This window comes from Flagellimonas crocea, from assembly GCF_033441595.1.
GTDB classification, from domain to species: Bacteria; Bacteroidota; Bacteroidia; order Flavobacteriales; family Flavobacteriaceae; genus Flagellimonas; species Flagellimonas crocea.
Genome location: NZ_JAUZVX010000001.1, coordinates 836,821 through 861,611, shown reverse-complemented (window position 1 = coordinate 861,611; position 24,791 = coordinate 836,821). Strand labels below are relative to the sequence as shown.

Annotated in this window: 23 protein-coding genes; 15 read left to right on the top strand and 8 right to left on the bottom strand. The window is 42.8% G+C overall.

Annotated elements, in window-relative coordinates:
- Positions 1 to 12 precede the first annotated feature (12 nt).
- A complete protein-coding gene (locus SD449_RS03965; RefSeq protein WP_318308903.1) occupies positions 13 to 981 on the bottom strand; it encodes a glycoside hydrolase family 43 protein in 969 nt (322 codons plus the stop codon).
- 93 nt (positions 982 to 1,074) lie between these two features.
- The gene (locus SD449_RS03960; protein ID WP_318308901.1) at positions 1,075 to 1,758 is read right to left on the bottom strand and encodes a hypothetical protein; all 684 of its coding nucleotides are present in this window, start codon (positions 1,756 to 1,758) and stop codon (positions 1,075 to 1,077) included.
- 107 nt (positions 1,759 to 1,865) lie between these two features.
- On the opposite strand from SD449_RS03960, the gene SD449_RS03955 reads away from it, so the two are divergent.
- Genes SD449_RS03955 through SD449_RS03945 form a run of 3 tightly spaced genes read left to right on the top strand, consistent with a single transcriptional unit; the run spans position 1,866 to position 3,475 of the window.
- Complete coding sequence (locus SD449_RS03955) at positions 1,866 to 2,519, top strand: TrmH family RNA methyltransferase (protein WP_318308899.1); 654 nt, start codon at positions 1,866 to 1,868, stop codon at positions 2,517 to 2,519.
- 44 nt (positions 2,520 to 2,563) lie between these two features.
- Positions 2,564 to 3,091, top strand: a complete 528-nt coding sequence (locus tag SD449_RS03950; protein ID WP_318308898.1) for an SRPBCC family protein — start codon at positions 2,564 to 2,566, stop codon at positions 3,089 to 3,091.
- A gap of 3 nt (positions 3,092 to 3,094) precedes the next feature.
- A complete protein-coding gene (locus SD449_RS03945; RefSeq protein WP_318308897.1) occupies positions 3,095 to 3,475 on the top strand; it encodes a VOC family protein in 381 nt (126 codons plus the stop codon).
- Positions 3,476 to 3,478: 3 nt separating this feature from the next.
- On the opposite strand, the gene SD449_RS03940 is transcribed toward SD449_RS03945, so the two are convergent.
- The 4 genes from SD449_RS03940 to SD449_RS03925 form a co-directional block, all read right to left on the bottom strand.
- Entirely contained in the window at positions 3,479 to 5,167 is a 1,689-nt protein-coding gene (locus SD449_RS03940) for an alpha-amylase family glycosyl hydrolase (RefSeq protein ID WP_318308895.1), read from the bottom strand.
- 97 nt (positions 5,168 to 5,264) lie between these two features.
- A complete protein-coding gene (locus SD449_RS03935; RefSeq protein WP_318308894.1) occupies positions 5,265 to 6,047 on the bottom strand; it encodes a carboxypeptidase-like regulatory domain-containing protein in 783 nt (260 codons plus the stop codon).
- Positions 6,048 to 6,122: 75 nt separating this feature from the next.
- Entirely contained in the window at positions 6,123 to 7,877 is a 1,755-nt protein-coding gene (locus tag SD449_RS03930; RefSeq protein ID WP_318308893.1) for a DEAD/DEAH box helicase, read from the bottom strand.
- A 146-nt stretch (positions 7,878 to 8,023) separates the two neighbouring features.
- A complete protein-coding gene (locus SD449_RS03925; protein ID WP_318308892.1) occupies positions 8,024 to 8,605 on the bottom strand; it encodes a non-canonical purine NTP diphosphatase in 582 nt (193 codons plus the stop codon).
- 66 nt (positions 8,606 to 8,671) lie between these two features.
- On the opposite strand from SD449_RS03925, the gene SD449_RS03920 reads away from it, so the two are divergent.
- Positions 8,672 to 9,118 (top strand): methyltransferase family protein, encoded by a 447-nt coding sequence (locus tag SD449_RS03920; RefSeq protein WP_318308891.1) that lies wholly within the window; start codon positions 8,672 to 8,674, stop codon positions 9,116 to 9,118.
- Between the two features lie 160 nt (positions 9,119 to 9,278).
- Complete coding sequence (serA, locus tag SD449_RS03915) at positions 9,279 to 11,171, top strand: phosphoglycerate dehydrogenase (RefSeq protein WP_318308890.1); 1,893 nt, start codon at positions 9,279 to 9,281, stop codon at positions 11,169 to 11,171.
- Positions 11,172 to 11,285: 114 nt separating this feature from the next.
- Here the strand turns inward: serA and rlmH are convergent, their stop codons facing one another.
- A complete protein-coding gene (rlmH, locus tag SD449_RS03910) occupies positions 11,286 to 11,759 on the bottom strand; it encodes a 23S rRNA (pseudouridine(1915)-N(3))-methyltransferase RlmH (protein WP_318308889.1) in 474 nt (157 codons plus the stop codon).
- A gap of 92 nt (positions 11,760 to 11,851) precedes the next feature.
- On the opposite strand from rlmH, the gene nadC reads away from it, so the two are divergent.
- The 4 genes from nadC to priA are packed head-to-tail and all read left to right on the top strand — an operon-like array spanning position 11,852 to position 16,574.
- Positions 11,852 to 12,709 carry a carboxylating nicotinate-nucleotide diphosphorylase gene (gene nadC / locus SD449_RS03905; protein ID WP_318308887.1) on the top strand — a complete coding sequence of 286 codons (858 nt, stop codon included), beginning with the start codon at positions 11,852 to 11,854 and terminating at the stop codon, positions 12,707 to 12,709.
- Entirely contained in the window at positions 12,710 to 13,690 is a 981-nt protein-coding gene (locus tag SD449_RS03900) for a YihY/virulence factor BrkB family protein (protein WP_318308886.1), read from the top strand.
- Positions 13,665 to 14,114 (top strand): DUF2147 domain-containing protein, encoded by a 450-nt coding sequence (locus SD449_RS03895; RefSeq protein ID WP_318308885.1) that lies wholly within the window; start codon positions 13,665 to 13,667, stop codon positions 14,112 to 14,114. Before SD449_RS03900 ends, SD449_RS03895 begins: the two co-directional genes overlap by 26 nt.
- Before the next feature lie 3 nt (positions 14,115 to 14,117).
- Positions 14,118 to 16,574 (top strand): replication restart helicase PriA, encoded by a 2,457-nt coding sequence (gene priA / locus SD449_RS03890; protein ID WP_318308884.1) that lies wholly within the window; start codon positions 14,118 to 14,120, stop codon positions 16,572 to 16,574.
- Here the strand turns inward: priA and SD449_RS03885 are convergent, their stop codons facing one another.
- Entirely contained in the window at positions 16,575 to 17,267 is a 693-nt protein-coding gene (locus SD449_RS03885) for a LytR/AlgR family response regulator transcription factor (protein ID WP_318308883.1), read from the bottom strand.
- Between the two features lie 236 nt (positions 17,268 to 17,503).
- Between SD449_RS03885 and rpsF the strand changes: the two genes are divergently transcribed.
- From rpsF to SD449_RS03855, 6 genes are all read left to right on the top strand, one after another.
- Positions 17,504 to 17,842 (top strand): 30S ribosomal protein S6, encoded by a 339-nt coding sequence (rpsF, locus tag SD449_RS03880; RefSeq protein ID WP_014031369.1) that lies wholly within the window; start codon positions 17,504 to 17,506, stop codon positions 17,840 to 17,842.
- Positions 17,843 to 17,845: 3 nt separating this feature from the next.
- Positions 17,846 to 18,142 carry a 30S ribosomal protein S18 gene (gene rpsR / locus SD449_RS03875; protein WP_014031368.1) on the top strand — a complete coding sequence of 99 codons (297 nt, stop codon included), beginning with the start codon at positions 17,846 to 17,848 and terminating at the stop codon, positions 18,140 to 18,142.
- Between the two features lie 13 nt (positions 18,143 to 18,155).
- Complete coding sequence (rplI, locus tag SD449_RS03870; RefSeq protein WP_318308880.1) at positions 18,156 to 18,608, top strand: 50S ribosomal protein L9; 453 nt, start codon at positions 18,156 to 18,158, stop codon at positions 18,606 to 18,608.
- A 237-nt stretch (positions 18,609 to 18,845) separates the two neighbouring features.
- Positions 18,846 to 20,813 (top strand): TonB-dependent receptor, encoded by a 1,968-nt coding sequence (locus SD449_RS03865; RefSeq protein ID WP_318308878.1) that lies wholly within the window; start codon positions 18,846 to 18,848, stop codon positions 20,811 to 20,813.
- A 45-nt stretch (positions 20,814 to 20,858) separates the two neighbouring features.
- Positions 20,859 to 24,284, top strand: a complete 3,426-nt coding sequence (locus SD449_RS03860) for a fibronectin type III domain-containing protein (protein ID WP_318308876.1) — start codon at positions 20,859 to 20,861, stop codon at positions 24,282 to 24,284.
- A gap of 5 nt (positions 24,285 to 24,289) precedes the next feature.
- Positions 24,290 to 24,700: a DUF6960 family protein gene (locus SD449_RS03855; protein WP_318308874.1), complete on the top strand. Its 411-nt coding sequence runs from the start codon at positions 24,290 to 24,292 to the stop codon at positions 24,698 to 24,700.
- Positions 24,701 to 24,791: the final 91 nt, after the last annotated feature.

The window sequence follows — 24,791 nt, the reverse complement described above, 5'->3', positions numbered from 1 at the left end:
GGTTGTCCAAAATTATTCTCCTCCAACCCCTTCAAAAGTCATGATCACCGGTTTTATGGTCCCATCTGGATTAAATTCCATCTTGTCCATACAGGTTACACGATGGTCACGGTCTTTATTGGGAATGGGCCTGCGGTGATAAACTATGATCCACTCATCCGTGCCCGGTTTATTGATTACGGAATGATGCCCTGCACCCGTGGCAATATCTCCTTCCTTTGATTCCAAGATGGTGCCGATACGATTGTAGGGCCCTGTTGGCTCATCTGACATGGCGTAGGCCACTTTGTAACTTCCATCGGTCCAGTTTCCTTCGGACCACATAAAATAATAGATGCCGTTCCGTAAAAACATGAACGGACCTTCCACATAACCTTCCGGGGTAACTTCTTTGAACAGACGGCCATCTTCCCATGGCTCAAAGCCCGTAAAATCCTCATTGAGCTTCCCCAAGTTGCAATGGCTCCATCCACCGTAGAAAAAATAATGAGTGCCGTCCACATCTTTAAAAACAAATTGGTCAATAGGTTGTGCATCGTTATAGAAGTCGGAAATCAATGGCTCGCCCAAGTAATCTTCAAAGGGTCCACCTGGATTGTCTGCTACAGCCACACCAATGCCCCCATAATGATTGATATCGTTATTTGGGTCGTAGGAACTTCTTCCGGGCCGTTGAATGTCGTTGGCACCAAAAAACAGGTAATACTTATTGTCCTTTTCAATAATGGAAGGTGCCCAAAGAGCCTGCCTCAACCATTTGATTTTGGTCGTGTCCAAAATACGCTCGTGCTTTTCCCAATTTACCAAATCCTTGGATGAAAAGGCATCAAAATGAAGTTGCTTATCATAATCATCCGAAAAGGTCGGGTAGACCCAATAGGTGTCCCCAAACACGATTCCTTCGGGGTCGGCATACCATCCTTCAAAAATGGGGTTGTTCTGTTTTTTGTTGGATTGTTGGGCAAATATGCCTGTTCCCATCAGGCAGCATATGGCAATTGTAAAATTTTTAATGTTCATTGATAGTCAATAATGTTTGGTTGAAACTGTAATATGAAACAAAGATGTGTCACATCAAATATTTTTTACTTTTTCTTCATCAATTTTATAAAGAATGATTTGTTGTGTGTCCCAATAGCTTTTTTTGAGAAACTTTCTCAAGGATTGGAACTCTTTAGGTGCAAATGAGCCATTTTTGGAATAAAAAACACCGTTGTGGTAGTAGGCATAATGAATGGCCCTTCCATTTTTGTTGATAAAGGAAAGCAAAACATCATTTGGTAATGGTTCATTAAGGTTTCGTCTTGGTTTTGTGTTGACCAAGCCTATCAGCTGGAAGTAATTGTCCAGAATTTTCTCTGCTGATTCGAGTCCGATATGTGTCGATTTCCCAAAAATCATTTGGTCAAACGCTTCATTGTGCTCAAAATAGCTTTCAAGTGCATATGAATAACAGTTTTGTGCACCTCTTCTTAATACACCGAGAAGTTCATCAATTTCTTCTTTGGAAGTGTAAAGGGTACTGTCCTTGGCAGATTCCCGTAGGCTTTTGATTAAGGTGGGATCTACCTGTATCTGTTCTTTTTGTATATCGACTTGTATGGTGTCCTTCAACCAAAGCATTTGAATGATATGGGAATTCAATTTGGTCTCAACGGTGTCCAGGACCTTCGTTTTTATAAGGGAAGTTGTTTGGGCGTATCCTTGCGTAAAAATACAAAGGAGAGCGGATAGAATTATCTTTTTTAGATTGTGCATTGTGTTGTTTTACTGTTAAGTATTTTTGAGTGGTGGACCACATCTTTCTAAAATAACAATTCTATTTTTACAAAATTCACATTTTCAATTTTTCCTATCTTGGTTTTATGTTTGATAATGACTTGTTGACATATTTGGAAACCTACCTCACTGAAGAGCGAAAGCGACGTTTTTTAGAAGTACTTCAACAACGAACTAGGCATATTACCATTGCTATTGAAGATGTGTATCAACTGCACAATACCAGTGCGATTCTACGCAGTAGCGATGCCTTTGGAGTGCAGGACCTTCATGTGGTAGAAAACCGTTTTGGTAAACGTTTGGACAAGAATATTGCCATGGGTGCGGAACAATGGGTGGACGTGTACCGCTACAAAAATGTGGCTGATTGCATTTCCAAATTGAGGGAAGATGGTTATCAAATAATCGCTACTACACCTTACAACGATTCCACTCTATTGCCCGACTTTTCGCCTTTGGAGAAGTCCGCCATCTTTTTTGGTACGGAGAGAAAGGGACTGTCCAACGAGGTAATGGAGCAAGCAGATAGTTTTCTTAAAATCCCGATGGTCGGCTTTTCCGAGAGTTTGAATGTTTCCGTATCCGCAGCTATCATCATACAGCATTTGGCCCAAAAAGTGCGCGACTCTCAAGTTGAATGGCAATTATCTGATATAGAGATGCTTGGAAAACGGTTGGATTGGACCAAAAAATCCATTAAAAACGTGGATGGTATCATTAAAAGGTATCTTGTCAAGTAAATAATTTTTGTATTTTTAACTGTGAATCAATCAATTATACAGTTATGCTAATACTTTATATCGTTTTTGGGGTAGTGGCACTTATCCTTCTTTTGGCCGCTATTGCTCCCAAGTCTTATGATGTTTCCCGCTCTATCGAAATCCATCGACCCAAAAGTGTGGTTTTCACCTATCTCAAATCCTTAAAAAACCAGGACGAATGGTCTCCTTGGGGAAAACGTGACCCCAACATGGAAAAAAAGTTTACAGGCACTGATGGAAAGATAGGAGCCATAAGTTATTGGAACGGCAACAAAGAAGTAGGGGAAGGTGAGCAAGAAATCATTAACATTATGGACGGCGACCGAATTGATTCGCAGCTACGGTTTTTAAAACCTTTTAAATCTACTTCGGATGCCTACATTGCCACCAAAGAGGTGGACCCGAACGTAACCAAGGTGATTTGGGGTTTTTCAGGAAAGCACAAGTTTCCGATGAGTATTATGATGCTGTTTATGAGCATGGACAAAGCAGTGGGCAAAGACTTTGAAGAGGGGTTGGTCAGTTTAAAACAGATTTTGGAAAATCAATAAATTATGGAGTACAATATGGTCGGCTGGTTCGAGATTCCTGTTGCGGATATGGACCGAGCGAAAAAATTTTATGAGGCTGTTTTTCAGGTTGCCATTGAACTACAGGATTTTGGGGGCACCAAAATGGGCTGGTTTCCTGCAGATCACGGAAAACCAGGCGCTGCTGGTTCCCTGATTCAAAATAAGGACTGGTATAAGCCCAGCGAAAACCAAGGTGTACTGATTTATTTCAATAGCTTGGATGTACAAAAGGAACTTGACCGTATCGAAGCAAATGGCGGTAAGATTGTTCAGTCCAAGACTCAGATCAGTCCAGAAATAGGTTTTATGGCGGTGTTTTTGGATACGGAAGGCAACCGAATCGCATTGCACTCCAGACAATAAGGTTTATTCCACAAGTTCCAATAGGGCAATATCAAAATCATTGTCGAGGGTTACCTTTCCGTTGGCCACTATCACTTGTGTGTCGGAATAGGTGTCATACAGCGTAGTGCCATCACCAAAGAACCCTTTTACCCAAAGGGACTTTTTGCCTTTAGGTAAATCAAGCCCAACCACTACTTTGTCACGATACTCCCCATTGTCATAGGTTCTGGAAAATACATAGGGCGATTTGGCCAAGCGTTTGTGTTTTCCCGCTCCAATGGCTGGGTGGTTGGCACGAAACTGACCCAATTTTTGCCAGTGTCTGTGTATTTTTTGCGTTTCTGGCAGACTGTCCAAGTCCTCCCAGTTCATAAATGATCTTAGTGTGGCATCTCCCTCAGTTCCTTCAATTGTCAAGCTTCTGGAAGTTTCATCCCCGTAATATACTTGTGAGGCACCTGGCGTGAGCAAAAGTACATTGGCCGAGCGGTATGGCTTTTTTCGGTTTTTGTCGTAAGGTGAGCCATCATCATGGGAGGTTAAATAGTTGAGTACACTTTTGTCCTTTAACTTGGTGTGGAGAAGTTTGCTGTATTTTTGAAAAATGGTTTCGTAGCTTTTATCCGCATCGTTTTTCAGTTCAAAATTGATGAGGCTCTTGAATCCATAATCAAAGAAGTCCACTTTTTTGTCACCAAAATCAAATTCACGACCTCCTGAAATACCGTAATTATATACTTCTCCAACCATATAAAATGGGGTGTCGTCCAATATCTTATTTTGATTTTTCTTCTTCCACATTTCAAAAGCATAATTCGCTTCTTTATGAAGGTCCGCCCATGCATTTTCGTTCACGTGCTTAACCGTGTCCACACGAAAACCATCAACACCAAAATCATTGATATAGTCGGTGAGCCACTTGATGATGTAGTAACGTGGGGCCCTTGGGTATCCCGTGCGTTCAAAAAATAATTGAAGTTCGTCCAGTTCTTTGCTCAAGCGACCTTCCTCTTTCCATTTGGCCAAGAGTGCATCGGGCAACTCGACTGGTTCATCCGATTCCGTAAGGATGTCGGGCAAATTGTTTACCAAAGTACAGGCTGTGGTATTCTCGTAGGTGGTGAATTGGCATGTTGGGTCGGTTCTTACCCAATCATCTGGCCAAACAGGATCTTTTTCGGTAACAGGCCCTGTGTGGTTCAGAACAACGTCCAAAAGGATACGTATGCCTTTGCTGTGTGCAGTTTTTACTAATTTTTCAAGGTCTTTTTTGGTTCCAAAGTTGGGGTCGATAGCGGTCCAATCCTTGGCCCAATACCCATGATAACCATAGGTTTTTCCTGTACCTTCGTCCGTTGCGCCATGAATTTGCTCCACAATGGGGGTGAACCAAATTGCATTGATGCCCAGATCTGTAAAATACCCCTCCTCAATTTTTTTTGTTATTCCCTCGATGTCCCCACCTTCAAAACCTCTGAGAACCCCCGTTTTTTCCGTTCTCCCAAAATTGACATCGTTATTCGGATTTCCGTTGTTAAAACGGTCGGTGAGCAAAAAGTAGATGTTGGCACCTTCCCATGTAAAGGGTACATTCTTTTTCGGGACTTCCATCTCTGCTACTTGCGTCTTTGGAGATTCCTGTTCTTTTATTACTTTCTTGCAGCCAAAAAATAGAGGTATCGAGAACAAAACAACAAGTAGTTTTTTCATGGATAGGGATTTTGTTTAAAGCTATAAAATGCCTTGGTAAATATAAAATTTATTTATATCCACTTTAAACAATCCAAATACAAGACTATCCAGGTGATTATTGATTTCTATTCAGCACTTTGTACTCTTCATAACAGCTGGAAATGGCATCCAAAATTTGAAGGTCGTTGGCCGTTTTTATAAAGGATTTGGAATAGTTGCAGTTATTGAGAATATCCTCAATGTCCACTTTTTCCAATTGAAGTAACTCTGTCAAGGTCTCCCTATCAAACTTTGAGGCCAAAAGGTCGCGAATATTATCATCTTCCTTAATCTGACGAAGCTTGCGCATCTGCCGTGGTTTCTTACCAAAAAGGTTCCGCAACAAATCGGCAGGATTAAGAATGGCCCCTAAGACCTTGGTTACCGCACTCGGGTTTTTGTTTCCCGCCTCATAACTGGTAGGAAGTCCCGAAATACTGTATTGATAGGCATTGTTCACAGGGAGGTTTTTTACATCGATTTCCAAATATCCCGTGAGTTGATAGGGTCTCACAACCACCTCTTCAAGGGCATAGGCCAACTCTGTTAGTGCGATTTCGGTATTTCCAAATCGAATCATATCGTTGGTGACCCGTACTTTTTGGGTCTTAAAACCGAGATAGGAAAAATATAATGTATCGTTGACAGCGGCAGGAATGGTAAACTTACCTTCAGGATTGGTAATGGTACCTTTTACCTGATTAAGGTTGACCACATGCACGCTTTCCAAAGGAAATTCCGTTTGGGCGTTGATCACCGTTGCGGTAAAATCCTGCACATCTTGGTTTTCAACATCTTCAACTTGTGAAGAACCTAGCAATGGGATAAGGGACAATAGTATAAGTAGTAATCTTCTCATGCAATCTTTGTAGCTATAAAAGTACTAAACAAAGAAAAATAAACAGGGGAGACTTACCATTTAATATAGAATTAACTAATAAAAGCCCTGTCTTTTCTTGCCTCCTTTTTTACCATAACCTCCTTTTTTACCTCCTTTGAAGGATTTGTTGCCGCCTTTACGGCCTCCATCTCCTCCTTTTCTGCCACGACGTTTTTTACCGCCTTTGCCACCGCCACCGCCTGGGTTCTTGGAGACTTCAACATTTATAAAGCGTCCTTCCAGTTTAAAATCCGTGAAGGTCTGTAAAATAAATTCGGTAAGCTGTGCATCGGTATTGAAGAAGGAAAAGGTATCCTTGGTATCTACATTGAATACATCCTCTTTTTCCAAGTTCAAGGTATCACGGAGGAAATCTTTTAAGCTCATCCAATCGTAGCCATCACGCTCCCCAACATTGATAAAGTAACGAACAGAACCTTCTGACGGGATATCCCCTTTCGAAGTTCCTCTTTCCTTGCCCGAATCCTGACTGTTGAGGTCTTTGGATTTGCTATAATAGTTGTAGAACTGTGTAAATTCGACAGAAACAATCTTTTTGATCAACTCATCGCGATCAATGCCTTCCAACACATCGTTAATGGCAGGTAGGTAACTTTCAATTTCTTTATTGATCTTGGTTTCCTTGATCTTATTGGCCAAATGATACAATTGGATCTCGCAGATTTCAATGCCGTCCGGAATATTCTTGGACAAGAACTCCTGTTGAATCTTTTTCTCAATGGCCTTGATCTTTCTCAATTCCGAACGAGTGATGATGACCATGGAGATACCAGACTTTCCAGCGCGCCCTGTACGACCGCTACGGTGTGTATAGGTCTCGATTTCGTCGGGTAATTGATAGTTGATTACGTGGGTAATATCATCCACATCGATACCACGGGCCGCCACATCGGTGGCCACCAACATTTGCACCTGCTTTTTACGGAAAGAGTTCATCACCAAATCCCTTTGGTTTTGACTTAAATCCCCATGTAAAGCGCCAGCATTATATCCATCTTCGATAAGCTTTTCCGCCACACGTTGGGTATCTCTTTTGGTTCTGCAGAACACTACGGAGAAAATACCTGGGTTGGCATCGGCCAAACGTTTAAGTGCAGCGTAACGATCACGACCGCCCACTACATAATATTCGTGCTGTACGGTAGAGGCACCAGCGTTTTTGGAACCAACAGTGATCTCCACGGGGTTGCGCATGAACTTTTTGGCGATCGTGGCCACTTCTTTCGGCATGGTTGCCGAAAATAGCCATGTAAACTTTTCTTTTGGGGTGTTGGACAGAATGTCCTTGATATCTTCGTAGAAGCCCATGTTCAACATTTCATCGGCTTCATCCAATATACAATAATCAATTTTGGAGATATCGACCATATTTCGGCCGATCATGTCCTTCATTCGACCAGGAGTTGCCACAATGATTTGTGCGCCCCTCTTTATTTGCCTGGCCTGTTCCGTAATGCTGGCACCACCATAGATGGCCACAACATTTAGTCCCTTTATGTATTTGGAGTATAATTTTAATTCGTTGGTGATCTGCAAGCAAAGCTCTCTTGTTGGGGAGAGAATCAATCCTTGTGTGGTTCTACTGTCGTGTTGGATTTTTTGAATCAAAGGAAATCCAAAAGCGGCAGTTTTACCTGTTCCTGTTTGGGCAAGGGCCACCAAATCGGTTTCTTGCTCCAATAAAATTGGGATTGATTTTTCTTGTACTTCAGAGGGGGATTCAAATCCAAGGTCGGAAATGGCATCCAATAGGGGTTTGTCCAACCCCAAGGCTTCAAATTTTGTCATAGCGGTGTAAATACCTTAAATCGCAAATATGTTTGTGTTGTATAGAGCGATATTTAGTATTTCCCGTTCAAGCCCATCACAACACCTTGCCCATACCGGCGGCGTTAATAAAGCGGCAAAGGTACACTTATTTTGATTGGTACAAGCTAAGTGGTATTCTTTTTTAGGAATGCCACCAATTTTTGAATGGCCCTAGCACGATGACTGATGGTATTTTTGGTCTCCGAAGGCAGTTCCCCAAAGGTGTTGTAGTATCCGTCGGGTTTAAAAATGGGGTCATAGCCAAAACCACCTTCACCATGTGGTTCGGTGGTGATTTCACCTTTAACAACACCATTAAACACATAGCTTTCCCCCTTGAGGTTTAAATGGACCACGGTTTTAAAGTGCGCCGATCGGTCGGTTGATTGTCCCAAGTCGGCTAAAAGTTTTGCCATGTTGTCCGGAGCCTTCTTTTGTTCACCCGCGTATCTGGCGGAATATACACCGGGAGCTCCATTTAATGTATCCACAAGCAGGCCGGTATCATCCGAGAAGCAGTCCAAACCATAGGTTTTGGTCACAAAATCGGCCTTGATCTTGGCGTTTTCCTCGATGGTGGCCCCGGTTTCCGGAATCTCATCAAAACATTGTATATCGTTCAAGGAGAGCAGCGTAATGCTTTTGGGCAAAAGTTGCCGTACTTCTTCCAATTTATGGTCGTTATGGGTGGCAAAAACTAGTTTCAAATCAAAAAAGGGTTCTATTTGATTTTCAAAAGTAGTAATTTCGGGGTTTAACGGAATTCTATGAAAATGAAAGTACCACCAGCATTGGTAATGTTGGTTTTTGGAGGATCAATGTATGTGCTGGACAGGTTTTTGCCCGTTGGTGAATTCGAGTTTTTTGGTAAGCAGGGACTTGCCGTGTTTCTTTCAGGGCTGGGAGTTTTGGTGATTTTGATCGCTATGGTCCAATTCTTCATTTTTAAAACAACGGTGGACCCAATGAATCCCAAAAAATCCAGTGCACTGGTCACGACGGGTGTTTACAAATTTACCCGAAACCCTATGTACTTGGGCATGTTACTTTTGTTGTTGGCCATTGGATTAAAACTGGGAAATGCATTCAACACCCTTATTGCAGCCGGCTTTGTATCCTTCATGAACCGATTTCAGATCAAACCGGAAGAAGAAGTGCTTCAGGAAAAGTTTGGACAGGAATATAAAATCTATTGCAAGCTCACCCGAAGATGGTTTTGATGACCGCTTCGTTTGAAAAAAGTGTGTTTTGGGTATCATATGAAACAAATCGTAATGTTTTTTTGATTTATCCGTAAATGTGTAAGCTTTTTGATAAGTTCCGATTCCAAGGATGGAATTAATGTTTAATTTTATGCCTTAATTTTTTTTGAACCGAACCATGGTAGAAACAGGACGCAAATATGTGTTCGATTTTGATAGCACGCTCACAAGGGTGGAAGCTTTGGATGTTTTGGCGGAAATGACCCTCCATGACAATCCCAAACGAGATGAGATTGTGGCCGAAATACAGAAAATCACCAACTTGGGGATTGATGGCGATATCTCCTTTACGGAATCCTTGGAACGAAGAATCCGCTTATTGAACGCCAATAAAAGCGATTTGGAGAACTTGGTAAAAGAGCTCCGACAAAAAATCTCAAAATCGATTGAAGCCAACAAGCAATTCTTTCATGAGTTCTCGGAGGATATTTATGTGATCTCGTGCGGTTTCAAGGAATTTATAGATCCCATTGTGGAAGAATACAATATTCCATCGCACCGTGTTTACGCCAACACCTTCAAATTTGATGATCAGGAAAATATCATCGGCTTTGACGAAACCAACGTTTTGGCCTCCCACAATGGTAAAATTGAATGTTTGAAAAACTTGGATTTGGAAGGCGAGGTCCAGGTAATTGGCGACGGGTATAGCGACTATGTAATGCGCGAAGCCGGAATTGCCCATAAATTTTTTGCCTACACCGAAAATGTGCACCGTGAAAAAGCGGCGAACAATGCCGATTACGTTGCACCTAACCTAGATGAATTTTTATTTGTGAACGATTTGCCAAGAAACTTATCATACCCCAAGAACAGAATCAAGATCCTTTTACTGGAAAATGTACACACGGCAGCTTTTGAGAACCTTTCTGAAGAGGGGTTTTCGGTAGAGTTGATCAAGACCAGTCTTTCCGAGGATGAACTTATTGAGCGCATCAAAGGAGTTCATGTGCTTGGAATCAGGTCCAAGACCCAGGTGACCCAAAAGGTTTTGGATGCCGCCGATAAATTATTGGTGGTCGGGGCATTTTGTATCGGAACTACCCAAATAGACTTGGAATATAGTAAGAAAAGGGGCGTAGTGGTATTCAATGCGCCATATAGCAACACCCGTTCGGTGGTGGAGCTTGCTGTGGGAGAGATTATTATGCTCATGAGGAGCATTTTCCCGCGTAGCACCGAAATCCATAATGGTGAATGGAACAAAACGGCGGCCGGCTCCCAAGAGGTACGAGGTAAAAACCTAGGTATTGTAGGCTATGGAAACATAGGCAAACAAATGTCCGTCTTGGCCGAGGCCATGGGCATGAAAGTGTATTATTACGATGTGGACGATCAGCTGGCTATCGGGAATGCCATAAAATGCAATACATTGGAAGACTTGTTGAATGTTTCTGATGTGGTCACTTTACATGTTGATGACAATAAGGCCAACAAAAATTTTATTGGAGAGCGAGAGATCAACCAAATGAAGGATGGTGCCAAACTCATTAATCTATCCAGAGGTTTTGTGGTTGATATTGATGCCTTGGCATCTGCCTTAAAAAGCGGAAAATTGGGCGGTGCCGCTGTGGACGTGTATCCTTCCGAGCCTCGTAGTAATGGAGAATTTGAAACTCCTTTACAAGGGCTGCCCAACGTAATCCTAACCCCACATATTGGAGGAAGTACCGAGGAGGCGCAACGAGACATTGCTGATTTTGTGCCCAATAAAATCATGGATTACATCAATACGGGAAACACGGTAGATGCCGTAAACTTCCCGAACATACGATTACCAAAGCAAAACAAGGCGCACCGGTTTTTGCACATCCACCGCAATGTTCCCGGTATCATGGCCAAGATCAACGAGATTTTGGCACAATATGGACTGAACATCTCCGGTCAGTATCTTTCTACGGACAGTGAGGTCGGGTACGTGATTACCGATTTGGACAAGGAATACGACAAGAATGTGATCAAAGCCCTTAAGAAAATCGAGAACACCATCAAGTTTAGAGTGCTTTACTAGTTTCTTAGACATAATACATAAGACATACAGAGTCAAGAGCCAAGATGTAATGATCAAATAATCAGGAAAAATCTTTTGTCTTGTCTCTTAAAGCGTAGCGGTCTTTTATCCAATTCATTGATGATGATAGGGCTCGTTCCTGAGAATAGTAAACCCTCTGTAAATCTGTTCCACTATGAACAATCTGACCATTTGATGGGAAAATGTCATTTTGGATAAACTTACCTTACCTGAACTTTTGGCGTAAACGGCATCACTGAAACCATAAGGCCCTCCAATGGCCAGCACAAGGTTTTTTATTCCGCTGTTCATCTTTTTCTGCAAGAACTGGGCAAAGTCCACGGAGGTATATTGTTTTCCTTTCTCATCGAGCAGAACAAGGGTGTCCATAGGTTGCAGATGGGCCAAAATAAGCTCACCTTCCTTTTCCTTTTGCTGGGCTTCGGAAAGGTTTTTTCTATTTTTTATATCGGGAATTATTTCCATCTGGAACTTTATGTAGTGCATCAACCGCTTTTCGTAAACAGCTATAAGTTCTTCAAGTTCAGACTTATCGGTTTTTCCAATGGCTATCAAAGTAATCTGCATGCCCAAAAATAAACGTTTCAGCTTAAATTATGCATGCCAAAGTGATGGACAGCGAACAATGTTTTTACTATTTTCGTTAAAACCCCAATAGGATGATTTCCGAAGAACAATTTCAAAACGAACTGGATTTGATCATTGCCAACGCCGTTAGGGAAGATGTGGGCGATGGCGATCATAGTTCCTTGGCCTGCATCCCGGCATCGGCACAGGGAAAAGCAAAACTTTTGGTAAAGGATGAAGGCATTATTGCCGGAGTGTCCTTTGCGGAAAAAGTGTTCCGTTACGTGGACCCCAGTTTAAAACTGGACATTTTGCTGAAAGATGGTTCGCCTGTCAAATACGGCGATATTGTTTTTTATGTGGAAGGAAGTTCCCAAAGTATTCTGAAAGCCGAGCGTTTGGTGCTCAATGCCATGCAGCGTATGAGTGCCATTGCAACCAAGACACAGGATTTTGTGTCCATTCTTGATGGGACGGACACCAAAATATTGGACACCCGAAAGACTACTCCCGGAATCCGAGCCTTGGAAAAGTGGGCCGTTAAGATAGGAGGTGGCGAAAACCACAGGTTTGCCCTTTATGACATGGTCATGCTCAAGGACAACCATATCGATTTTGCGGGAGGGATTACCAAAGCCATTCAAAAAACGAAGGAATACCTGAGTGAGAACGGCAAAGATCTAAAGATTATCGTTGAAGCCCGAAATTTGGACGAAGTGGATGAGATTTTGGCCTGCGAAGGGGTGTATCGCATTCTCTTGGATAATTTTGATTACGAAGAAACCCAAGAGGCAGTCAAACGAATAGGGGATAAATGTCTTACCGAATCCTCGGGAGGAATCACGGAGGACACTATTCGGAGGTATGCGGAATGCGGTGTGGACTACATTTCTTCGGGAGCGCTTACCCATTCGGTTTATAATATGGACCTAAGTTTAAAAGCCGTATAAATGTCCAAGGTCATCGAAGAGCAGTTGGAAAAAATACCCGTCATCAATTGGATCGTCCAATTGTTGAAAAAGATAAAGCTCACCGCTTTTGAAGGACTCTCTTTGTATGATTTGATTGAAATGTATTTGGTGGGAATTGTGAAAGGCACCCTTTCCTCAAGGGCCAGCTCAATCGCGTTTAGTCTGTTTTTGGCCCTGTTCCCGTTGCTCATATTTTTGGTGACCTTGATTCCGTTTATTATTCCCTACGTGAGTGTGGGCAACGAGAATTTTGATGCACAGTTTTTGGATTTCCTCGAATCTTTTTTGCCATCAGCTACGAGTGATTATTTTGGTGAAATCTACCAACAGATCAAAAATCAAAAGCAAGGAGGATTATTGTCCTCTTCCTTTATTCTATCCATCTTTTTGGTGGCCAATGGGGTCAATGCCATTTTTGGCGGGTTCGAAAACTCGTATCACGTGGAGCTTACCCGTAATTTTTTTCGTCAATACGCCTACGCCCTTATGGTGGGGCTTGTGCTCTCCATCCTATTGATCATAGGTGCCGTGGCATTTGTATATTTTGAGTTCTATATTGTTGAATATGCAAGTGAATATCTGGGCAAGAGGTTGGGATATGATGTTGAGAAAGGAGATACCCTTGGGATACAGGCGGCGAAAGTGATTTTCTTCCTCAGTCTTTCGTATTTCACCACCGCCATACTTTACTATTTTGGTACCGCGGAGGGGAGAAATGCCCGTTTTTTTTCTGCCGGGGCCTTAATGACCACGTTGTTGTTCCTGTTGACATCTTATCTTTTCGGAATTTATGTTGAAAAATTTGCCCGCTACAACGAACTTTATGGAGCTTTGGGAGGATTGTTGATTTTAATGGTGTTTATTTGGCTAAATTCCAATATATTATTATTGGGTTTTGAATTGAACGCAACCTTGAACTCACTAAAAAAAAGACATGAAAAGCAGAAGAACTTGGAATAAATGGATATGTGCAGGGTGTTTTCTGCTTTGCCAGATGACATGGTCGCAAACTGTTTTTGGCAAATGGAAAACCATTGACGACCGCAACGGGGTAACCAAGGCCATAATTGAAATATATAAGGAAGACGGACTGATGCACGCCAAAGTCGTAGAGATTCTGGAAGAAGGAAAAAAAGGCGCCCTGTGCACCAAATGCGAAGGGGAGCGCAAGGACAAGCCCATTCTTGGAATGAAAATCATGGAAGATTTCGAGAAGAACAGCAAGGGCATCTACAAAGGGGACAAACTGTTCGACCCCGAGCAGGCCATGACCTTTAGAGGCCGTGTTTGGCTGGACGAAGAGAACGAAGATCGATTGAAAGTGCGGGGTTACCTTGCCTTTTTGTACAGGACCCAAACCTGGCATAGGGTAGAAGAGAACTGATGTATGGATTATTTTTTGGACGTTGTTCTTCCCATCCCACTGGAAAAACTCTTCACCTATAAAATTTCGCAGGCAGAGGCGGAATTTATTCAGGAAGGGATGCGCGTTGCCGTTCCTTTTGGCAAGTCCAAAATTTATACGGGATTGGCATACCGGGTACACCAAAATGCTCCCGAGGCTTATGAGCCCAAAGAAATTTACCAGATTCTAGACGATTATCCCGTAGTGACCAAAATACAGCTCAAGCACTGGGGCTGGGTGGCCCAATACTACATGTGCACTTTGGGCGAAGTTATCCGAAGTGCGCTGCCAAGTGCTTTTATGTTGGAAAGTGAGACGCTTATTTTGCCCAATAAAAATGCCGAAGTGGATGAAACAGAACTTACGGACGATGAGTTCTTGATATTTGAAGCACTTCAGCACCAAACTGCATTGAAAATATCCGAGGTCAGCGATATTGTGGATAAAAAGAATGTACTAAAACTGATAAATACCTTGGCACATAAGGGAGTGGTGCTTCAAAAAGAAGAAATCTACGAGCAGTACAAACCGAAATTGGTCCGCTATGTAAAACTTTCGGAGCGCTATGAAGACGAAGCACAACTGTCAGAATTGTTGAACGAGCTTTCCAGGGCACCAAAACAAAGTCAGGTCGTGCTGTCGCTCTTCCAAATTAAGTCGAAAAGTGCCAAACCCATTCCCATTACCGATTTGGAAAAGCAGAGTGGGGGCTCCCGCTCCGTAATCAAATCGCTCATCGACAAAAATGTTTTGGAGGAGTACCATATTCGGAAGGACAGGGTTGAGTTTGAGGAGAAATCCGAAGCATCCAAACATGTTGCCCTCAATGAGTATCAGCAAAAAGCATTGGAGGACATCAATATTGGCTTTAAGGAAGAGAAACCAGTGTTGTTGCACGGTGTCACCTCTTCGGGAAAAACCGAAGTCTATGTAAAGCTGATTCAAAAATGTCTGGAAGAAGGTATGCAGGCCTTATACCTGTTACCGGAAATAGCCCTGACCTCCCAGTTGATCAATAGATTGCGACATTATTTTGGGGACAAAGTCTCGGTGTATCATTCAAAATACAGTATTCACGAAAGGGTAGAGGTCTGGAACAATGTTTTAAAGAATGCCGAAAAGGCACAGATTGTCATAGGGGCAAGATCATCACTTTTTCTCCCTTTTTCACACTTGGGACTGGTGGTGGTGGACGAAGAACACGAAGGATCGTTCAAACAATTTGATCCTGCCCCGCGTTACCATGCAAGGGATGCCGCGGTGGTATTGGCCGCCCTTCACAAGGCAAATATTGTGTTGGGTTCGGCAACTCCCAGTATTGAGAGCATGTACAATGCCAAGACCAACAAATATGGCTACGCATCCATTTTGCACAGGTTTGGCGATGTTTTAATGCCCGACATCAATCTGGTCGACATAAAGGAGGCGACCCGTAAAAGACGGATGAAAGGACATTTTTCTGAACTTCTCATCAAGGCGATTTCCGAAGCGTTGGAGGAAGGGGAACAGATCATTCTTTTTCAGAACAGAAGGGGATTTGCCCCGGTGGTGGAATGCACCACCTGCGGGCACGTGGCCCAATGTCCCAATTGCGACGTTAGTTTGACCTACCATCAGCACCGAAACCAATTGCGTTGCCATTATTGTGGCTACCATATGGCACTGCAACAGGCGTGCTTGGCCTGTGGAAGCCCTACTTTGGACAACAAGGGGTTTGGTACGGAACAGATTCAACAAGAACTTGGACAGTTGTTTCCAGAGGTCTCGGTGGGTCGAATGGATTTGGATACCACACGTGGCAAGTATGCTTATGAAAAGATCATCTTATCTTTTGAAAACCAAGAAATGGATATTCTGGTAGGCACACAGATGGTGACGAAGGGATTGGATTTTAGAAATGTAAGCTTGGTGGGCATCATGAACGCGGATTCCATGCTCAATTTTCCTGATTTCCGGGCCCATGAACGAAGTTTTCAAATGCTGACCCAAGTGGCGGGCAGGGCAGGGCGTACCCAAAAAAGAGGCAAAGTGCTGATTCAGACCTACAATCCGTACCATCAGATTTTACAGCAGGTCACCACAAACGATTACGATAAAATGTTCGAGGAGCAGTTTTATGAGCGGGAACAATTTAAATATCCGCCCTTGGTGCGCCTCATTAAAATCACCCTAAAGGATAAGGACTTCAATAAATTGAACGAGGCTTCGGAATGGCTGGCCAGTTCTTTACGGAATGTTCTGGGAGCCCATATTTTGGGGCCGGAATACCCTCCAGTGGCCAGGATTCGGAGGGATTATCTCAAGAACGTGATGATAAAAATCCCAAAAAAACAATCTTTATCACAAACAAAAAATAGCATTAAAAGAATTGAAAAATCCTTTAATGCTATTTCCAAGTATAAAAGTGTAAGACTGGTCTACAATGTGGACCACATATGATTATACGTTGGCCAGCGCTTCCGCTAGTTCGGTTTTCTTGTTTCTGCTCAATGGAATCTGTCTGCCCCCTACCTCAACATTTTTACTGTTGAATTTTTCAATCTTCTCCAGATTCACGATGTAGGATTTGTGGATCCGTAGAAATTTTTCGGCAGGCAATTGCTTTTCGAAAGATTTCATGGTAGAAAGAATTACAATGTTGGCTTCATCGGTCACCAATTTTATGTAATCTCCCAAAGCTTCGATCCATTTAATATCATTTAGGATAACCTTACGTTTCTTAAGGTTGCTCTTTACAAAGATGTGTTCTTCGTCTTCTTCCACCCGGTTCATCTGCTCGTATTTGGCCACTGCTCTTTTAACGGAGGCCTCAAAACGTGCAAGGGTAATGGGTTTGTGAAGGTAATCGGTTACGTCGTAGTCAAAAGCTTTAAGTGCATAATCAGGTTTTCCCGTGATCAGGATTACCTGTGGTGGGTTCTCTAGGGCCTCTAAAAGGTCAAAACCACTGATGATCGGCATCTCTACATCTAAGAAGATCAGGTCGATTTCATGGTTTTTCAGGCCATTTTTGGCTTCAATGGCGTTACTGTACTCAGCAACCAAAGCAAGATGTGGATGATTGTTGACCAGCTTTGCAACGGCCATCCGCTGCATTGAGGAATCGTCTACAATTATACTTTTTAATTTCATAGAATGGGGTGATTTGTAGGGTTTTAAATCATCGGCAAATTACACAAAAAAGGTGTTTAGGAGCAACAAAAGATGTAAACATGGTCTATTTTGTTGTGTAATTTACTATAAGCGTTATTTAGGTTTAAGGGGTTATTCATTGTTGATAACTCATGTACTTAAACGAAGTTTTTTCACTTTTCTTGCAGGGTGAAAGAAATATTCTTAATTTTGCGCTCCTTTAAAAATATATTATAATGAACCATTACGAAACTGTTTTCATTTTGAATCCCGTTCTGTCTGAAACACAGATAGAGGAAACAGTCAAGAAATTCGAGGATTTCTTGATTAAGAATGGTGCCAAAATGGTCTCCAAAGAAGATTGGGGACTTAAAAAATTGGCCTATCCCATTCAGCACAAGAAAAGTGGATTTTACCACTTGTTTGAATTCCAAGCCCCAGGTGAGGCCATCGGTCCATACGAGTTGGAATTTAGAAGAGATGAGCGCATCATGCGTTTTTTGACCGTTAAATTGGACAAGCACGCAATCGCTTGGGCGGAAAAGAGAAGAAACAAACTAAAAGCAAAGGCATAGGGTATGGCATCTATCGAGCAACAAGCAAAATCGAAGAAAGACGGGGAAATCAGATATTTGACCCCGCTTAACATTGAGACCAGCAAGCAGAAGAAATACTGCAGGTTCAAGAAATCCGGTATTAAGTACATAGACTACAAAGATCCTGATTTTTTGATGAAATTGGTGAACGAACAAGGTAAACTGCTTCCTAGAAGACTTACTGGAACTTCCTTGAAATACCAAAGAAAAGTGGCACAGGCCGTTAAAAGGGCCCGTCACCTAGCGTTAATGCCGTATGTTGGCGATATGTTGAAATAAAAAACACCAGAGAATGGAACTTATTCTAAAAGAAGATGTACAGGATTTGGGATTTAAAGATGATATCGTTACCGTAAAAAACGGTTACGGCAGAAACTTTCTTATCCCACAAGGTTTGGCCGATTTGGCCACTCCTTCTGCCAAAAAAGTTTTGGCGGAAAACCTTAAGCAAAGAGCTCACAAGGAGAAAAAAGTAATCGACGAGGCCAATAAGATTGCCGATGCATTGAAGCAATTGGAAATCAAGATTGCAGCTAAGGCTGGAGCAGGGGACAAATTGTTCGGTTCTGTTACCAATATCGACCTTGCCGCTGCTTTGGACAAAGAAGGACACCAGATTGATAGAAAATTCATCAACATCAAAGGTGGTGCGGTGAAAAGAACTGGACCTTACGAGGCTGTTATCAGATTGCACAGGGAAGTCGTATTGGAATTCCCTTTTGAAGTGGTTGCCGAAGCAAACTAAACTTCATAACATACTATATTAAAAAATCCTGGGCCATTCGCCCGGGATTTTTTTGCATACAAACCGCTTATTTTCGACAAGGAAGTTTAGGGTTTCCAATTCATTCATCAATTCATATCGGGCAACCATTAGTTCAATAGGCCCATCCATCAAACGGGTGAAAAATAGAAGCATGGTAAATAGTATCATTGGGGAATTAACCAACCCAAATTGTACAAGCTTTTATTTCCTTTTTTTATGTGTGGTTTTCTTGGTCTTTCACAAAGTATTGACCTTGACCGATTGGGCAAAGCTAAACTCTTTGATTACAGCGGAAGCTTATCGGCCAACGGTTTTTTTTATGAGGGTACCGCAAACCGTCAAGCATTTACTTATTTTCTGAATGGAAATCTGAACTTCAATATAGCGGAAGTTTATAATGTTCCGCTGTCTTTTGCCTATACCAATCAAAATTTTGATTTTTCGAGTCCTTTCAAGCTTAATAGGTTAAGTATTAGCCCCTCTTATAAGTGGATTACGCTCCACATCGGTGATGCCGCCATGACCTTTTCGCCCTACACGCTCAGTGGGCATCAATTTACGGGAGTGGGGGTGGACCTCGCTCCCACGGGACCATTTAAGGTCAGTGCAATGTACGGTAGATTTTTAAGGGCGTCGGAATATGATGTTGAGGCGCTGCAACAGCAAACAGCTTACTTACGAAGAGGGTTTGGCCTAAAAACCTCCTATGGTCTCGAAAGATTTAACGTTGGATTTATTTTCTTCAAGGCATTGGATAAAGAGGATTCACTGGAGGAACCTTTTCCCTTGGAACTTGGACTATCTCCCAAGGACAATGCGGTGGTTTCGCTCCAAACCGATTTTAGAATACGGGATAATGTAAACGTTCGATTGGAGTATGCCATTTCGGGTATCACCGAAGATATACGGGTAAAAGAGCCGAAAAGTAAAAAAGGGCTCCTATCGGCATTCTTGGATGAAAATATCACCACCAATTATACCAATGCCTTCAATGCCTCCATTGATTATACCGTAGGCAACGGAACTTTGGGCGGGGCTTATGAGCGCATAGACCCCGAATACAGAACTTTTGGCGCTTATTATTTCAACAATGATTTGGAAAACATCACCCTAAATGCCACACAGACCATTTTTGACAACAAACTCAACGTAGGGGTAAATGCAGGGTTGCAACGGGACAATTTGGACGATTCCAAAGCCTCGGCAATGAAAAGATTGGTAAGTGCCATCAACCTGAACTACACCCCAACGGAAAGGCTTGGCATCAACGGTTCCTTTTCCAATTTCCAATCCTATACCAACATCAGGGACCAGTTCGACTACATCAATCAGGTAAGCGAGTTGGATAATCTGGACACCTTGAACTATCGGCAGATTTCCAAAAATGCCAATTTGGGCATCAACTATACAGTAAAACAGACAGAGACACGAAATAATAGGGCAAATATCAATCTGGTGTATCAAGATTCCAACGAAGAGCAGGAAGGGACGGCCATTGCCAACAGTGGTAGTCAGTTTTATAATGGCACAGCATCGTACGCCATGGGATATCCACAGCAATCGCTGACCATCACCTTGGCGGCAAACACCTCGTACACCAAAACAGGGGATACAGATACAGGACTTACCGTGGGTCCAACCTTGGGGGTTGCCAAACAATTCTTTGATAAAAAGTTGCGAGGCAATTTTTCAGCTTCCTACAATACATCCTTTGTGAATGGGGAGCAACAAAACCAGTTTTACAACCTTCGTTTGGGAGGCAATTATGCTTGGAAGGAGGGACACAACTTCACACTGAATTTACTTTCACTTTTCCGAAATACCGTACAGACCAACACCACTGATTTTACGACCACTTTTGGCTACACTTATACCTTTGGACGAGGCAAACGAAAGAATAATGCACCGTCTTCCATGGGACAAAGCCCTCCACAGAACAATTTGTTGACTTTCCGCTATAGGGACGTGGTGTACAGCGGAACCCCTAAAGAGATTGTACAACAATTACGAAATGTGTTGCAGCAATCCCGCTACGAACAATTACCTCAGGAAAAACGAGATGAGCTCGACCAAATGTTGATAGATATGGAGCGCTCTCAAAATACTAATCGATTAAAGGATACGGCGATTGCTTTTTTGGAAGAGCTACATCGTTTTGAGGACTTAAACAAGATGAAAAAATAAGCATAGGCAGTGCCGCCCCAAAGCTGCCGTTTAAAACACCTACTTATGAAAATGACCGCCCACACCACAAAAAGACAATGGTTGCACTGTCTTCCGTTATGTTTCCTGTTGCTCTTTTGCCACGTGACCTTTGCCCAATCCTTTCCCGTGCAAGTGATAGCACAGGCCATACCGCCCGCACCCGCCAATTTCTCCGATTTTGCCAATGCAGGCGCACTGAACGGTCCGCTGCGGGTACAGATTGTGCTCAACGACTTTCAGATTTCCGATAGGCAGGTACGTTTGCAGGTATCCTTCAATGGTAACGGTATCGGGTTTCAGAGCCGTGAAAATGTGATCGGGGCCACGCCGCTCTATTTGGAAGGAGGTATCCCCACCGTGCTGGACCACACGCTGCTCGCCCCGTACTTTGAGTTCGGCAACCTAGCGGGCATTGCCCCCAATGTGTACGGCAGCCCCATCCCCGATGGCGTTTACCAAGTCTGTTTTCAGGTGTTCGATGTGCTCACGGGCAAACGGCTCTCCAATAACGCCTGTACTACCATAAACGTGTTCAAGAACAGTCCGCCCTTTTTGGTGTTGCCCGAAAATGGGAGTGATATCGTGGAGCGTAGCCCCCAGAACATCGTGTTCCAGTGGACGCCACGGCACATCAACGTAAGCCAAGTAGAGTACGAGCTCAGTCTGGTGGAGATTTGGGACAACGCCATGGACCCACAGGCCGCTTTTCTGGGTTCCACGCCCTTGTTTACCACTGTTACCAGTGCCACCACCTATGTGTACGGCCCGGGCGACCCCATGCTGCTGCCCAACAGGACCTACGCTTGGCGTGTACAGGCCAAGGCAAAACAAGGGGCAGAGGACATTGGTATGTTCCAGAACCAAGGGTATAGCCAAATTTTTTCGTTCCAACATATTGAAGGCTGCTACATACCCAATGGCATATATCATGAAGTAAGGGGCGCCAACCAGGCCAATATTTTTTGGGAGGACAACAGCACCAGCGTACCCCAGTTTAAGATAAGGTACCGCGCCAAGGGCAACGATAATGCATGGTTCCATAACCAGACCACCGCCAACTGGACCACCTTGTGGGACCTACGGGCCAGCACCACCTACGAATACCAGGTACAAAAGATCTGTGCCGTGGGCGAGAGCGATTGGAGCCCCCTAAGGCAGTTTACCACCCATTTGGAGACCGAGGAGGAAGACCTGTACCAATGCGGGGTTTCGCCAAGTGTTGATATTACCAACCAAGACCCCTTGCCCCAGTTGGGCGTTGGCGAGAGCTTTACCGCGGGCGACTTCCAGGTGGTGGCCACCGAGGTGCACGGCGGCAACGGCTACTTTACGGGCAGGGGCTTCACCCGCTTGCCCTATTTGGGCAGCATAAAACTGGCGGTGCACTTTACCAATATATTGGTAAACACGGACAGGCAGCTCGCCCAAGGTACCGTGATTACCGAGTTCGACTCCACTCTGGGCAATATTGTGGACACAGGTGATGTGGTGGAGACGGTTGGGGGGCTTGCTTCGTCCATACGAGAGCTGCTCCAAAACTTTACGGGAACGCCAGAACAAATTGAGCAACTCGAAACTGAAAACGAGCAACAGGAAAGTTACGTAGATGAACTGTTGGCCGATGAATCCATTCCCCAAAATGTAAGGGACGAACTGGCAGCCAACCATAATGCCTATAATGCTTCTAGCCAAGACTTGATAGATGAGGCCACTCAGGGAGGGCCGAACCCAGATGGTTATAATACCGCAAACCAACAGCAGGCCTATAATGATCTTGAGAAGAGTATACAAAAGGCGGAGAGTTATAGGGGGGAAGAAATCAGTGACGTGGTTAAAATTGATAAACTGATTTCTTTTATAAAAACCAATTTAATAGCTAGGAAACATCAGGTCGATTACAAAAAGGTAGACTATTACATCCGGAATATTTTGTTGGAAGACCATAAAATGGAATATACCATAAATGGTCAGCAGATAGGCATTTACGTGAGCTTGAAAAAGAGTGGCAAAATCAATCTTTCTATAGATGAAGAAGGCAATTATGATGGTGTTGTATTGCGAATAGACCCAGATGATATGTTCCATACCGGGTTCTATCTGGATTTCCAATATGTGGATTCTACGGACAGTGCCATAAAAATATGGACCAAGAGCTTTTTGGAGTTTGAACTGCTCTTGAAGGAATTTGGTTTTGCTTTTGATTTAGATTACGCAAAGGAAATTTACAACAAGGCCATCACATCTGCAAACGGGGACTGCAACGATTTGGATGTTGTGTACGAAACCATACCGCCCGATGTGGCCAAGGAAATCGGCAATGAACAACTGTATCAGGATTTTATTTCCTTGGTCAACTGTAATATATCGGCACCCTTTACCCTTTACGACAACACCAACGAAAACCTTTCGGTGATCAACATCCTCAATGCTCTTGATAAGGATTATATCTATGGCCAGATCATATCGGAGCCGGAAATGTTTAGGGGACTTTTTAAAAAGATAGATACTGAATATTTGGGGGACTATATAAAATCCCTTACCCAAATAGGGCTTGCCCACTGGACAACCGAGGAAATCGAACAAAGCCCTGCATTTCTTCTGGAGCCCATTGATCTTTACAGCGAGCTGAGCCCCCAACAATTGGAAACACGTATAGTGAGCTATTGCGGTTACCAAGAAGGCAGCAACCAATACGAAGTAGGCTATGTGGTGCACAGGTATGATGTTTACCCTGCCATAGCCCCATCCGAGACTACGGACAAGAGCTACGGGTTTTATGGAGTGTTCGCCCCCGTGCACACCAAATGGCAAGGTGAATCTTTGTTGATGCCCACCATGGCCGCAGGGCATTTCACGGAAGAATTGGTGGCAGCGGACAACAGTACGGTGCTGAACAACATTGCCACTGTGCTGCTACCAGAATTTGCCGGGCTGAGTTTGAAATCGTTAAATTGGCTCAATAAATTACCCACATCTACGACTCGTTTATTTAAAGTGGATGAAGCCTTAAAATCCATTGATGAAATTGAAGGGCTTATAGTAAATGGTAATTACTTAAAAAACCCAACAGCTAAAAATATTTCAGAATTAATTCAAAACCCTTCAGGTGCTATGAAATTGAACCAAAAAGCAGAAAGTATTTTAAATGGTCAGTACATGTTTGTAGTTGACGAAGCTGATAATATAATAATTGGTACAAGAGCAAAGGGCATATCTCCTTTTAATGGAAAAGCCCCACATCCTACATTAATCGGAGGTGTTGACCCAGTGGTTAAAACAGCTGGTATTATTGAATTTAGAGCAGGAAAAATATATAAAGTGGATAATGTTTCAGGTCATTTTAAACCATCCACACAATCATTACAAAATGTCCAACCATTATTCAACAAGAAATTTTCTCACAATAATTTCGCAGATGATTTTCAAGGATTTGTTCCATTTTCAAATTAGCTATTATGAAAGAGTTTTTAAATAAATGGTTATGGCTTGATTTGCTTTTTTATAAAGACGAATTTCAAGAAATCAACAAACTGAATTTAGTTCATCCGTTGGATGTGGATAATTTTAAAAGTAATCCGATCAATATGATTTGCCATTGTGTTGGAAATGAAGATGATTATTTAGTAGTAGAAAATAAAGGCCATAAATATCGTGTAAAAAAAGAAGCGATTAAGCAATTAATGCCCACTCCTAAGTTTAAATGGAATGAGAAAATTTTTCAAATAGGCAAACCAGATGTTGAAGCAATTATTGATGATTTTTTTTGGCACCATAAAGATCAAAAGTACTATTACCATATAACTGTAAATGGGAAAAAAAAATCAAAAAGGTATTCTGAGAACGAATTGATGCCCATCAATACATAAAGAAATTGTCCTTGTGATGGCCGCGGGGCATTTCACGGAAGAATTGATGGCAGCGGACAACAATACCTTGCTGAACAATATAGCTACCGTA

Bases quoted from the DNA above. Each gene is read 5' to 3' on its own strand.
- SD449_RS03965 (WP_318308903.1), bottom strand. From the start codon at position 981: ATGGGAACAGGCATATTTGCCCAACAATCCAACAAAAAACAGAACAAC.
- SD449_RS03960 (WP_318308901.1), bottom strand. From the start codon at position 1,758: ATGCACAATCTAAAAAAGATAATTCTATCCGCTCTCCTTTGTATTTTT.
- SD449_RS03955 (WP_318308899.1), top strand. From the start codon at position 1,866: ATGTTTGATAATGACTTGTTGACATATTTGGAAACCTACCTCACTGAA.
- SD449_RS03950 (WP_318308898.1), top strand. From the start codon at position 2,564: ATGCTAATACTTTATATCGTTTTTGGGGTAGTGGCACTTATCCTTCTT.
- SD449_RS03945 (WP_318308897.1), top strand. From the start codon at position 3,095: ATGGAGTACAATATGGTCGGCTGGTTCGAGATTCCTGTTGCGGATATG.
- SD449_RS03940 (WP_318308895.1), bottom strand. From the start codon at position 5,167: ATGAAAAAACTACTTGTTGTTTTGTTCTCGATACCTCTATTTTTTGGC.
- SD449_RS03935 (WP_318308894.1), bottom strand. From the start codon at position 6,047: ATGAGAAGATTACTACTTATACTATTGTCCCTTATCCCATTGCTAGGT.
- SD449_RS03930 (WP_318308893.1), bottom strand. From the start codon at position 7,877: ATGACAAAATTTGAAGCCTTGGGGTTGGACAAACCCCTATTGGATGCC.
- SD449_RS03920 (WP_318308891.1), top strand. From the start codon at position 8,672: ATGAAAGTACCACCAGCATTGGTAATGTTGGTTTTTGGAGGATCAATG.
- serA (WP_318308890.1), top strand. From the start codon at position 9,279: ATGGTAGAAACAGGACGCAAATATGTGTTCGATTTTGATAGCACGCTC.
- rlmH (WP_318308889.1), bottom strand. From the start codon at position 11,759: ATGCAGATTACTTTGATAGCCATTGGAAAAACCGATAAGTCTGAACTT.
- nadC (WP_318308887.1), top strand. From the start codon at position 11,852: ATGATTTCCGAAGAACAATTTCAAAACGAACTGGATTTGATCATTGCC.
- SD449_RS03900 (WP_318308886.1), top strand. From the start codon at position 12,710: ATGTCCAAGGTCATCGAAGAGCAGTTGGAAAAAATACCCGTCATCAAT.
- SD449_RS03895 (WP_318308885.1), top strand. From the start codon at position 13,665: ATGAAAAGCAGAAGAACTTGGAATAAATGGATATGTGCAGGGTGTTTT.
- priA (WP_318308884.1), top strand. From the start codon at position 14,118: ATGGATTATTTTTTGGACGTTGTTCTTCCCATCCCACTGGAAAAACTC.
- SD449_RS03885 (WP_318308883.1), bottom strand. From the start codon at position 17,267: ATGAAATTAAAAAGTATAATTGTAGACGATTCCTCAATGCAGCGGATG.
- rpsF (WP_014031369.1), top strand. From the start codon at position 17,504: ATGAACCATTACGAAACTGTTTTCATTTTGAATCCCGTTCTGTCTGAA.
- rpsR (WP_014031368.1), top strand. From the start codon at position 17,846: ATGGCATCTATCGAGCAACAAGCAAAATCGAAGAAAGACGGGGAAATC.
- rplI (WP_318308880.1), top strand. From the start codon at position 18,156: ATGGAACTTATTCTAAAAGAAGATGTACAGGATTTGGGATTTAAAGAT.
- SD449_RS03865 (WP_318308878.1), top strand. From the start codon at position 18,846: ATGTGTGGTTTTCTTGGTCTTTCACAAAGTATTGACCTTGACCGATTG.
- SD449_RS03860 (WP_318308876.1), top strand. From the start codon at position 20,859: ATGAAAATGACCGCCCACACCACAAAAAGACAATGGTTGCACTGTCTT.
- SD449_RS03855 (WP_318308874.1), top strand. From the start codon at position 24,290: ATGAAAGAGTTTTTAAATAAATGGTTATGGCTTGATTTGCTTTTTTAT.